Raw genomic sequence first — 10,469 nt, forward strand, 5'->3', positions numbered from 1 at the left:
CTATGAGAGGGGTGGATAGGTATGTTAGGGAGGGTTGATAGTGTATGGATGCATGGCATACACATGATGCCCTCCTGTAGTTGCTAGCCATGCTCTATTAACGCATCACAATGATGGATGTAATCAGTAAAGCGGCAGAGCCTTAGTAGAAGGACCAAGGACAAGCCCATACACGTAAGGACTACCCTTTCCCGATCGAGCCAGATACAGGGCTGCAGCGCCCTGTTTGCCAGGCAAAGGAAAGGAGCGGGAAAGGACGCCAGCCTATCGGCTGGCATTGTTTATTTTGCAGCGGTGCTTCGACCATTACCATAAGACGCAAAAACGTATTTGCGTCTTTGCGTCTTTGCGCATAAACTTGCGCCGACATCAACGCCATGGAGCACCAGGCAATGCCGAAAGTCATAGCACACATGAACGAAAAGGGAGGCGCCGGGAAGACCACGACGGTGACCAATATCGCAAGTTGCCTTCACCTCAAGTACGGCAAGCGCGTACTCATCGTGGATCACGACCCGCAGGCCTCATCCTCTAAGTGGGCAGCACTACTGCCGGATACCGACGCCCCTGGCGCAATCTCTGTCGTGGTGATGCGGGACACGCTGGCCCGCGACCTGCCGGGAATCTCATACTCCTATGACTTCGTGCTAATTGATGGCCAGCCGATTACAGACAAAGTGACGGCCGCCGCCGTCAAATCTGCAGACCTCGTAATCGTGCCGATCCAGCCGAGTCAGTACGACATATGGGCAGCGGCACCCACCATCAGCGTTATCAAGCAACGACAAGAGATCGCAGACGGCAAGCCGATGGCACGCCTACTCATCTCCCGCGCGATCGTCGGCACCGTAATCGAGCGGGCCGCGCGGCAAGCGCTCGAGGAGTACGAAATCCCAATCCTCAAGAACCAGACGCACCAGCGTGTGGCCTACATCGAAACCGTGGGCCAGGGGCACAGCGTGATGAACCTTCCCGCGAGCGACCCTGCACGGATCGAAATCGAAGCCATCACCGCCGAAATCATGGAAACCCTGCAATGAGTAAAAAACTGACCCTGAGCACTCAATCGGCGCCGGCCAGGCTCGGCGACGCTCGCGCAACCAAGGAATTAACCGAGGCAAAGAGCGAGCGCATCTACTTCCTCGGCCCCGCGATGTACCAGCAAGGCCTCAACGAAATCGGCAATCTTTCACCGAACCGGGCAACACACAAGGCCCTGCTCATGGAAGCGCTCGATGATCTTTTCAAGAAATACGCGGCGGGCGAAGGGCGGCAGGAGATACCAGACCTGCAGGAGCTAACCCGCCGCCTGAAGAACCTGGGCTGCCTCGAGTAATCGCAGCAGCAGAAGGGAGATGCCCGGGCGCGGCGGCAACCGCGCCCAGGCTGAACACGGCCAAACCCTAGAGAGGTGACACTATGTCCGCCAAGGACTATACCATGCTGCTCGCTTTGCCCCTAAGTCAGATCAACCGCCCCGACTACAGGAAGTTGGTCGACCAGTACGCCGGAGAACTCGCCTCCCCCTGCATCGCCGAGGGACTCAAGAGAGCCTTGGGGGAGCACGCAAAATGAGCACACAAGCAGAAATCATCGAGGAAGCCGCCCAGGAGCTCGCAGCCTGGCTCGGCGAGAGCTTCGCCGAAATCCACATGCTCGACCATTACCTCGGCCGCGCCGAGCCAATCAATCCCCGGGCCGCCGAGATTGCCTCGAGGGCTGCGGAGATCATGCGCCCAACGCTCGAGCAACTACGCGCCGCAGACGTCGACCGCGCGCTAAAGGATCACCAGCTCGCGAGCTGCCACGCCGAGTTTCGCAACCTTGCAGACTACGTCCAGGCACTACCTGATCGCCTGCCAAAGGTCGGAAACGACCACACCAGGGAAGAGCTCCTCTCATGGCTCAAGCGCGAGATAGAGGCGGCACCCATTGGCCGCAACCAGAGGACCCGCCGATGAACCGACCAACCTCAAGCCCCGTCGAGAACGCCCTCGGCATGCTGTTCACCGCCCTTTGCGTCGCAGGGATACTCATCTACAAGCTGTACAAGCAGATCGCCGACAAAACCCAGCAGGAAGGAAGCCAGCAATGAGCGCCGAGAACAGCCAGACCCAGAACCTGAAACGCTACAAAATCTCTGATTCGTGGAAAGACGACATCAGCGTCACGCTCGAGGTCGACCACGACAAGCTAACCCAGGAGCGCGCAGAGATGTTTCTCCGCTTCTGGACGGGCGCCGCCGACCGGATCGAGGAAGAAGACGGCAACGCGGTCCGCGCCGCCATTCGATCGTTCGGAGTTGACGCCATTTATCACATGCTCGGCGACCTCGGCGCGTCATTCAACGGCGGCCACACGGCCACCCACTGGTCACACAAGATCCGCGATAACGAGGGCTTTGGCGGGGAGGACGGGACGCCCCATGGCTGGATCGGCATTCGCATCATCGCAGCAGAAGCGCAAAGCCCCAGCTATGACGAGGTCGAAATCAAGGAGCTCAGCGCCTAACTGACCCGCTGTAGACAAGTCCACAAGCCCGCCACCCTGGCGGGCTTTTTGCTACCCTGCGCGCCTCACGCAATGGAGATCCGCGCAGCATGAAAGCAAAGCCCCTCGCCATCGGCGCCGCAATCGCCGCCATCGTCGCCCTCGGCATCAACGACCTACGCAACAAGGACGCCAACGCCCTCGAGCGCGCGCACGATCGCGCCGGCCTGCAGGTCGATTGCTCGATCACCAAGATCGACGGCAACCGCTGGGGCGCCTGCCGATACAAAAACGGCGCACCCGCCAGCGCCTGGCTCAAGCGCGACGACGCCTGGGTCGCAGCCAACGGCAACGCGCACAAGGTCATCGACCGCCTTGCCCGGGGCCAGGACCTGGCCGGACTGCCCAGCCTGCAGCGCGACACCGCCTCGGCGCCGGCAATGCCTGCAGAACTATTCCAGTAGGACGCCGAAACGAAAAAAAGCCCCCACCGCCGCGAGGCAGTGGGGGCTTTTTCTATTTTACGACTGGGCGACTCGCCTCAATGACCGCGCGATAACTCTGCTGCCGACTACCAGACTCCGTCAGCCTATCGATCGACCAGGCGCCCTGGGCGAAGTCGGGCCAGGTAGCGTCGAGGTTGAGAAGCCCCTCGGCGCCGAACCCAGGATTGCCTGGCGCATCGATCCGCAACTTAATCGACTCGCGCTCAATCTTGCGCAATTGCCCCTCGCCGGCCTCCTTGGCCTCGGCCTCACCCTGATAGCGCTGGCGCACCCTCTTGAACGGAGACACTCCAGACTCCACCACGCACTCCTTTCCGGCCGAACCGTCCCACCAGGTGGTTTTGCACCCCTTGAACTTGACCCGCTCGTCTTCGTCAGTGGTGGCATTCATGAACGCCTGATCGCCAGGGTGATTATTGCTGGTCACCGTCAGCGTGACCGGGGCAAGGATCTTGCCCGAGATCGATTTCGTCTGGCCGCGCCTCGCAAGCACATAGAGCTCATTGACCGGTTTTGTCACTGCATCGTACTGCGCGACGATCCGAGTCAGAAAGCCCATGTCCGTCTCGTTGGACTGGTCGACGTGCTCGATCTTGATCATGGCCAGCTCAGGCGCCACGCGCGGCGAGAACCCATGCTTACTGGTCAGCTCGCGAAACAGGGCGCCGAGAGTCGTCGGCCCGTAGCTGGCAGATCTGCGGGCCTTGAATTCCGTCTCATCCAGCGCCTTAAACGGCGCCGCCGTGGCCACGATCACCAACCTCGGAGGGAACAGATTCGGCGTGCGACGACTGATGATGTACTCGCCGCGATCGACAAGCCCCGACTCGAGGTAACCGACCCGAATGCCAATTTTTGCGCCCGCACTGGGCGTCCCGGAAAGCCCCTCCGTATTGATCGTCAGCTTGAGCGTGTCCGACTGAATGCCAGAGGCATCAACACGCTCCCAATCGATCAACCGCGCGTTGAGCAACGCCGCGTTCGCGCCGTAAATCTCAACCGCTGGCGTATATCCCAATGACATGCACTCTCCCCCTCAATCCCAGGCCGAAACCGGCGCTTTCGCCGCGATCTTTTCCTCGAGCTCCGGCAGGACCACGCTGACTCCGGCCGGCAGTACCGGCCCGTATTCAGCCAGGCCGGGATTCAGCAGCCATAGCGCCTCCTCGGCCGCGTCGTCAGACCGCCCAATACTCCTATAAAGCAACTGATTGACCGAATCGCCGGCGATACTCCGGACACTACGCATTGACGAACTCCTTTAGCTCAAGCGTCCACTCGATCAGCATCGCCGTACCGTCATCGATGATTGAGCTCTGACTTTCCGAAACCCTGTCAATCCGCCAGCGCCCCCAATTTCGGCCAATGCCATCGACCAGGGGATAAGGCGCCCGGCCGTTGGCCAGCGCCCGCAACTGGTCGAGGCGCTCCATACCGACAGCCCGCATCGCCTTGCCGCTCATGCGCAGCTCCTCGAGGCCCTGGCCGGTCTGGTGCGACTTCGGCTTACTCGCGATGATGTCCAGATCGACCCAGCCCCCCGAGGTTGAGCGCTCGAGGCGCTCATACGGGAACGCCGTGGCCAGTCCGAAAATAAAACTCCCCAAGGCCATTTGCTGGCGCATCTACTTGCTCCCATCCGTCAGAGACGCGCCCGTCCGAACGGCCAACGGGTTGGCCATCATCATCGGCATGAATTGCGCGTGTATTTGCTGCAGGACCAGATCTGCCAGCGCCTTGGCGCTCGCCTGATCCTGGCCGCTGATCTGGATAACCGGTGCAAACGTCCGGTTATCCGCCGAAGTCGCTGCAGCAGCCACGTCCTTGCTGACCTTCTCTGGCGAGCTCAGGCGATCGACCAGGGCGCCCAGCTTCTCGCCCAGCCATGAGCCCGCCTCGCTGCCGGCAAAGCCACCAACGGCGCTACCGATCGCGCCGCCGACCGCCGTGCCAACCCCGGGGAAAATCATGGTTCCGATCGCGGCGCCGGTTGCGCCTCCCGCATAGGCGCCCGCCAAAGCACCACCGGCCCCGCCCACACCAGACCCGACCTTTTTCGAATCGCCCTCGGACAAGCCGTTGACCGCCTCAATCGCACCAGAAAGAGCGATCAACGGGGTTGCCACCCGGCCGGCGACCTTAGCGACACCCGCCGCCCTGGACAACATGCCAACCTTTGGCGCCACCTCCGCAACAGACTCCAGCGCCCCCAGCGCGGCGCCCGCCTTGCCCTTCGCCCCGCCGCGCACCCTGCGACCCTTGCGACCTTTCCCGTCGAGATCCAGACCGCCGCCAAGCCCACCCATGGTGCGATTCAAGCGCCGCACAGCAGCATCGGCCGCCATCGTCGTCCTGGCAGTTGTGGTATCGAGCTTGGCGCGGGCCAGCCCCGCCTTATTGAAAGCCTGGCCGAACAACAGGCCGACGAACTTGAGGCCCAGCGCCCCGATTTTCAGCGAGGCTAGGCCGGCTGCAGCAACTGCCAGCGCCCCAGTGATGCCCGGGAAGGTCTCTGCAGCCCAACTCAAGCCGTCGACCATGGCACCCAGGGGCACCAAGACCGCATTGAGCGCAGGCAGCATCGCGTTACCGACCACCGTCGAGAGGCGGGTCAGCCGCGCCGTAAAAGCATTCAGCCCCGTGCGAGAGGTGTTGGCCACCCCCGCCGCCTCCTGCATCATCGAACCCATTTTCCCCAATGGCTCAAGCACCGACGTCGCATACTTGGACTTATCGCCGACCATGGCGAAGGCATCCTCGAGCGGCTTGAGGTTCTCCAGCAGCGGCTGAATGGCACCGATCGACTCGGAGCCGAACAGGTTCGTGGCAATCGCCGCCTGCTCCTCGCGCGGCTGGTCATTGATCGCCTTGAGCACGCTCATGATCGTCGCCGGCGCGTTTTTCTGCATTTCAGAAGCAAGATCCTCGGGATCAAACCCAAGCTCTTTCCACTGCTCCTTTTCCTTCTTCGTTGCCGACTTGCCCGCGACCAGGGCGCTGGTGAAGTTCTTGAAGCCGGTACCGGCGATTTCCTTCTCCGTGCCCGGGTTGAGCAATGCAGCCGACAACGCCGCCGTCTGCTCAGGCGTAAGGCCCGAGGCAGAACCGACCGCACCGAAGCGCTTGACCACGGCCGCAATGTCCGCAGCCTTTGCGTTGAAGTTGTTGCCCAGGTAGTTAACCGAGTCAGCAAGGTCGAGCGTCTTTTTCCGATCAAGCCTCATCGAGGCCTGCCAGCCGGCCATGGTTTCGCCTGCAGTGCTGGAATTGATATCGAATGCCGAGCCCATGATCGCCGCGTCGCGGGTGAACTCCATCACACGAGCCTGCTTGCCCTCGCTGGTTTTCTCCTCCTTGCCGATACCGGATTGGCCGGCGGCATATTCGATCTTCGCAAGGTCGATCGCCGTCATCCCCGACGACGCGATCAGACGATCACTGGCCAGCGTCAGGTTCGCGGCCGCCATTTCCGCGCGCTGATTGCCGGTGAAATCGATCACCTTGCCCACGTCGGCCATCGCGGTCTCGAGGTTCATCGCATGATTAATCGGCCGGCTCGCCAAGTACCCAACGGCCGCCGTCTCCGCGAATTGACCACGCAGCTCGCCGCGCTTGGCACGGTTGGCATCAATCTTACCTTGAGCCCTGCCCACCGCCTCGAGCTTCGCACGCTGCGACACAAGCGCGGCATTGACCGATTCCGCCGCAGCCTTCAGCCGACTTTGCTCGCCGGCGAGCTTCGAGGTATCCACTCCCGCGCTCTTGAGCGAAGTGTCGAGCCGACTGAGCTCGTCGCGCTCACGACGCGCCGCTCGCTCCATCGACTTGACGCCGGCGGTCGTCTTGTCCTGCTGACTGTCGAGCTTCTTTGCCGCCGCCGTGACTACATCGAGCTCCTTGCCGAGGCGCTTCTGCTCTGCACGCGCATAGGCGATATCGACCGTCGACGCCTCGGTCGAGGACTCCAGGGCCTTGGTGGCCACCACCGCCTTTCCGTACGCCGTGGCCAGTTCCGCGGCTCGATTACTTGCCTGGGCCTGCTCGCGACTCAGTCGTGACTGCTCAGCCCGGGCAGCCTGCAGCGCGGCCTCAGTCTTCTTGACGTTCTCCGTCAACTTGACGAACCCGTCCATATCCTTGGCCTGGGCATTGAGCTTGCGCAGATCCGCCTGCTGGGCCTTGATCGACTCCTGCACCCTGGCGGACTTCTTGCCGAAGTCGCCGAAGGTCGCCGAGTACGCATCAATTACGGCCATTTTTATGGAGTATTTCGACTCAGCCATGGCGCTACTCCTGTTTCACGCCGAGCCGGGCGATCGCGATCTCGTAGCGACGCATGGCCTTCTCGGCTTGCCAATCCAAAATTTCCGCCTCGCTCACCGGGTAAACGAGCGGCACGACATCGAGGATCACTTCGATGTCGCGTTCTGAAAAAAAGCGGCGGGCTTATTCAAGAAGGTATCAATGCGTTTCTGCAGTTGATTCCAGTCAGGAACCGAGAGCAGAGCCAGGTCGGCGACCATCAGGCCGGTGCAGTGCGCAGTGATGAAGTTCGTGCGATCGTCCCCCGTCTTCTGCTTTTTCATCATGCGGGTGGCCTTCAGCGCCGGCATGGTCAGGGTCAGAGACTCATGCCTCACCCCCATCACCTCGATCGGCATCAGCAGCGGAACCTCATCACCGTCCTGGCCGACCTCCTCGAGCTCCTTGCCGTCCGCGTCGCGCTTGACCTTGTCCAGCAGATCCATGGACGTGCTCCAGATCCAGTCATTCACCCAGCCCGTAACCGTCAGGAAGTCCGGACGCTTGAAGCTGTCGAGCACCGCCTCCGGCAAGCCCGTGGCCAACTGCGCGAGCTGAATGTAGCGATCATCCTCATCGGCGCCGGCGCGAGCCAGGGCCTCGGCATGCGCGCCGTGAGTGAAGGGCCGAAACACGATCGACTCGATCAACTGCCCATCGGCGCCAGTGATCGGGCAAAGCAGGGTGTGAACCGGAGGAGTCCAAGACATCGATAATTTCCTTGCAGACATAAAAAACCGCCCAGGGAGGGCGGCTATCGAAGAGGCAGGCGACGCGGCTGCTTACGCCAGCAGCACCGCGCGACGGGCATCGCCGAGGATGTCGACGCCGTTGAGAATGAACTTTTGCGTACGGGTATCGATGTCGATCACCGGGATACCGTTCTCGAGGCGGTTGTAAGTCCGCACCGAGATCTCGAGGTCGGTCACCGGCTTGTCGCCCATCTTCAAGGTTTTCTCCTTGAGCGATTTGAACGTGCCGCCGATGGTGTGGTACGTGAACCACGTATTGTCATCCTGATCCTTACCGGCCTCGCGGACGTTGAGCAGGATGTAGTTATCACCCGACGCGCCCAGGGCGAGCATGATCGGGGCGCCCATGCCCTGCAGCGACAGCTTGCAAGTCAGCTCCTTAGCACCCTTGGCCATCTCTTCAGCGATGAAGCGGCCGCCCTGCATCTTTTCCATGTCCATTTCGATCGCAGGCGGGTCGAAATCTTCGATGGTCTGCATCAGCGGTAGGCCCTGCAGCGTGGCCGCAAAAGCCTGTCTTACGCGGTTAGTGAACATTAGAGAACGCCCTCCAGAAACTGCTCGATGATCTCATCGGTTGCATTGAGCTGGTAAACCATGTGCTCGTTCGGCGCGTAGCGGCCGTAATCGATCACGATGAACCAGGTGCCGTTTTTATACTTCTCAACGGAGTTGAGCTCGGGATGCAGGTAAACCTTGCCGCCCGGAATGGTTTCGTCAGCCACAAGCGTCTGCATCCAGTCGCTGATGCGCTTGACCTCCTGATCCATGAACGACTTGGTCAGGTTCTTGGCCATCGCCTTCTGCGCAGCCTTGACCAGCTTGCGACTGATCGCATCCTCGAGGCCCACGTAGCTGATGAATTTGCCGGTGATAGAGCGGTTGCCCAGGAGCGAGAAACCGCCCAGGACCGTGCGCGCGTAGTAGCAAACGCCGTAACGGTTGAGCAGATCACCCTCGGTCGAGGTATCGAGGATGTTGTACTCGACAGTACGCGACACATCCTCGGCATAGGTCACTTGGTTACCGGGACTTTCCCACTGCTTGACCGCCGCCAGCGCCGCGATGGCCAGCACCGAAGGGGGCAGGAAGACATTCGCCTTGGCCGCCTTGGAGTAAACCGCCGCCATCTGGTGAACCACGAGACAACGGTCGAAGCCCAGGCCGGCACCACCCAGCTCCTGACTGTACGCAACCTGACCGGCTACCGTGGCGTCCTTCCCGTCCAGCACCACGCGAGCTTTGATGCGCTTGCCGAACGATGCGAATTCACCGGCCATCGCCTTGGTGCCAGTGAAGCCAGGGGCGCCCAGGATGGTCAGATCCTCGGGCAAGCCAGACAAAGCCTGCAGGCCCAGCTTCTGACCTGACAGCGCGTTGACGCCGCCCATGACGTTGTTGATCGTGTCGGCCGGGGTTGCGCCCTCCTCGACCACCACCACATACACCGGCACCTTGACCACCTTGAGGATCTGGAAAACCGCCTGAAACAGCGTGCCCGCCTCGAGGCCGGTCGGATCGAGCAGGGCCTGCTGCGTGTAATTGCTGATGCGGAAAGGCGAGTTGAGCGGAATGCTCAGAATGTCGCGATTGGGCGCCGTGCCCACCAGGCCGATCACGTTGGAACCAAGGCCGCCCATGGCATCAGGCGACTCGTTTGACTCGATCGTGACGCCGTTGTGCTCGAAATTCGTAACTTCAGCCATGTCTATCAGGCCTCCTGAGTTGCGGCCTTGAGGCCCTTGTCGGTCTTGGCAGTCTTACCGGCAGCGGCAGGCGCTACCGCCTCCCCAGCAGCGCCAGCGGCAGCGAGAACGCTGGTCAGCTCGATCCGTCCAGCAGTGCGCAGCGCATGCGCTTCAACCTCGAGCAAATCTAAGGTTTCGCCAGGCGCGGCCCAGTGGCCGCGCCCCTTCGGGAAGGGGATCAAACAGGTGTAATTTTCACGGGACATACAGAATCTCCGGGCACAAAAAAAGCCGCAGCGCGGCCTTCAAATGCTTGTGAGTGTGAGGAAGTTGCGGGATTAAAAGAAAACGCCCCGTCAGTGCGGGGCGCTTATTCGGGTTGATCAGCGAGCCAGAGCGGCGCCGGCGGCCGTGCCTGAGAATCTGGAAAGCCCGGCGATTGCGGCCAGTCTCTCAGCGCCTGCATGTACACAAGCAACTCTGCAAACTGCTCAGCGGTCAGCCCCGTTTCACCGCCGATTTCCAGTTGATCGCGGTGGCGATCACGCAACCAGATCAGCGCCGCCATCTCCTTGTCTCGCCAGGTCCGCTCAGCCGCCGCATTCTGATCTACCGCTCCGACCTGCAACTCAGGGTCGTCATCAGACAGATACTCTTCGGCATAGCCGAGCTGATGATTCGAGAACAGGCCGCAGATTCGGCCAGAGTTATCACGTTGAACAAATGGCATT

The 10,469-nt window shown here is 61.2% G+C and carries 17 protein-coding genes; 7 read left to right on the forward strand and 10 right to left on the reverse strand.

Annotated features, from left to right (window positions below):
- Positions 1 to 392: 392 nt before the first annotated feature.
- The 7 genes from parA to M5C71_RS32710 all read left to right on the forward strand — a co-directional run bounded on the left by parA (position 393) and on the right by M5C71_RS32710 (position 2,954).
- Entirely contained in the window at positions 393 to 1,040 is a 648-nt protein-coding gene (gene parA, locus M5C71_RS32680; protein WP_248769626.1) for a ParA family partition ATPase, read from the forward strand.
- The gene (locus tag M5C71_RS32685) at positions 1,037 to 1,336 is read left to right on the forward strand and encodes a hypothetical protein (protein WP_248769627.1); all 300 of its coding nucleotides are present in this window, start codon (positions 1,037 to 1,039) and stop codon (positions 1,334 to 1,336) included. Before parA ends, M5C71_RS32685 begins: the two co-directional genes overlap by 4 nt.
- A gap of 83 nt (positions 1,337 to 1,419) precedes the next feature.
- On the forward strand, positions 1,420 to 1,575 hold the full coding sequence (locus M5C71_RS32690) for a hypothetical protein (RefSeq protein WP_248769628.1): 156 nt from the start codon (positions 1,420 to 1,422) through the stop codon (positions 1,573 to 1,575).
- The gene (locus tag M5C71_RS32695) at positions 1,572 to 1,961 is read left to right on the forward strand and encodes a hypothetical protein (protein WP_248769629.1); all 390 of its coding nucleotides are present in this window, start codon (positions 1,572 to 1,574) and stop codon (positions 1,959 to 1,961) included. The genes M5C71_RS32690 and M5C71_RS32695 overlap by 4 nt, the downstream gene beginning before the upstream one ends.
- The gene (locus M5C71_RS32700; protein WP_248769630.1) at positions 1,958 to 2,095 is read left to right on the forward strand and encodes a hypothetical protein; all 138 of its coding nucleotides are present in this window, start codon (positions 1,958 to 1,960) and stop codon (positions 2,093 to 2,095) included. The genes M5C71_RS32695 and M5C71_RS32700 overlap by 4 nt, the downstream gene beginning before the upstream one ends.
- The gene (locus tag M5C71_RS32705) at positions 2,092 to 2,511 is read left to right on the forward strand and encodes a DUF2528 family protein (protein WP_248769631.1); all 420 of its coding nucleotides are present in this window, start codon (positions 2,092 to 2,094) and stop codon (positions 2,509 to 2,511) included. Before M5C71_RS32700 ends, M5C71_RS32705 begins: the two co-directional genes overlap by 4 nt.
- An 89-nt stretch (positions 2,512 to 2,600) precedes the next feature.
- Complete coding sequence (locus tag M5C71_RS32710) at positions 2,601 to 2,954, forward strand: hypothetical protein (protein WP_248769632.1); 354 nt, start codon at positions 2,601 to 2,603, stop codon at positions 2,952 to 2,954.
- 52 nt (positions 2,955 to 3,006) lie between these two features.
- Here M5C71_RS32710 and M5C71_RS32715 read toward each other — a convergent pair whose 3' ends face one another.
- The 10 genes from M5C71_RS32715 to M5C71_RS32755 all read right to left on the reverse strand — a co-directional run bounded on the left by M5C71_RS32715 (position 3,007) and on the right by M5C71_RS32755 (position 10,468).
- A complete protein-coding gene (locus tag M5C71_RS32715; RefSeq protein ID WP_248769633.1) occupies positions 3,007 to 4,020 on the reverse strand; it encodes a phage late control D family protein in 1,014 nt (337 codons plus the stop codon).
- A gap of 12 nt (positions 4,021 to 4,032) precedes the next feature.
- On the reverse strand, positions 4,033 to 4,245 hold the full coding sequence (locus M5C71_RS32720) for a tail protein X (protein WP_248769634.1): 213 nt from the start codon (positions 4,243 to 4,245) through the stop codon (positions 4,033 to 4,035).
- Positions 4,238 to 4,621 carry a phage tail protein gene (locus M5C71_RS32725; RefSeq protein WP_248769635.1) on the reverse strand — a complete coding sequence of 128 codons (384 nt, stop codon included), beginning with the start codon at positions 4,619 to 4,621 and terminating at the stop codon, positions 4,238 to 4,240. Before M5C71_RS32725 ends, M5C71_RS32720 begins: the two co-directional genes overlap by 8 nt.
- On the reverse strand, positions 4,622 to 7,279 hold the full coding sequence (locus M5C71_RS32730) for a phage tail tape measure protein (protein WP_248769636.1): 2,658 nt from the start codon (positions 7,277 to 7,279) through the stop codon (positions 4,622 to 4,624).
- 4 nt (positions 7,280 to 7,283) lie between these two features.
- Positions 7,284 to 7,409 (reverse strand): hypothetical protein, encoded by a 126-nt coding sequence (locus M5C71_RS33710; protein ID WP_349294025.1) that lies wholly within the window; start codon positions 7,407 to 7,409, stop codon positions 7,284 to 7,286.
- Positions 7,406 to 8,008, reverse strand: a complete 603-nt coding sequence (locus tag M5C71_RS32735; RefSeq protein ID WP_248769637.1) for a phage tail assembly protein — start codon at positions 8,006 to 8,008, stop codon at positions 7,406 to 7,408. The genes M5C71_RS33710 and M5C71_RS32735 overlap by 4 nt, the downstream gene beginning before the upstream one ends.
- 72 nt (positions 8,009 to 8,080) lie before the next feature.
- Complete coding sequence (locus M5C71_RS32740) at positions 8,081 to 8,587, reverse strand: phage major tail tube protein (protein WP_248769638.1); 507 nt, start codon at positions 8,585 to 8,587, stop codon at positions 8,081 to 8,083.
- A complete protein-coding gene (locus tag M5C71_RS32745) occupies positions 8,587 to 9,756 on the reverse strand; it encodes a phage tail protein (protein WP_248769639.1) in 1,170 nt (389 codons plus the stop codon). Before M5C71_RS32745 ends, M5C71_RS32740 begins: the two co-directional genes overlap by 1 nt.
- 5 nt (positions 9,757 to 9,761) lie before the next feature.
- Positions 9,762 to 10,004 (reverse strand): hypothetical protein, encoded by a 243-nt coding sequence (locus M5C71_RS32750; protein ID WP_248769640.1) that lies wholly within the window; start codon positions 10,002 to 10,004, stop codon positions 9,762 to 9,764.
- Positions 10,005 to 10,108: 104 nt separating this feature from the next.
- The gene (locus M5C71_RS32755) at positions 10,109 to 10,468 is read right to left on the reverse strand and encodes a phage tail assembly chaperone (protein ID WP_248769641.1); all 360 of its coding nucleotides are present in this window, start codon (positions 10,466 to 10,468) and stop codon (positions 10,109 to 10,111) included.
- Position 10,469: the final 1 nt, after the last annotated feature.

It is taken from the genome of Pseudomonas sp. MWU12-2345 (assembly GCF_023242385.1).
Lineage (GTDB): Bacteria > Pseudomonadota > Gammaproteobacteria > Pseudomonadales > Pseudomonadaceae > Aquipseudomonas > Aquipseudomonas gingeri_D.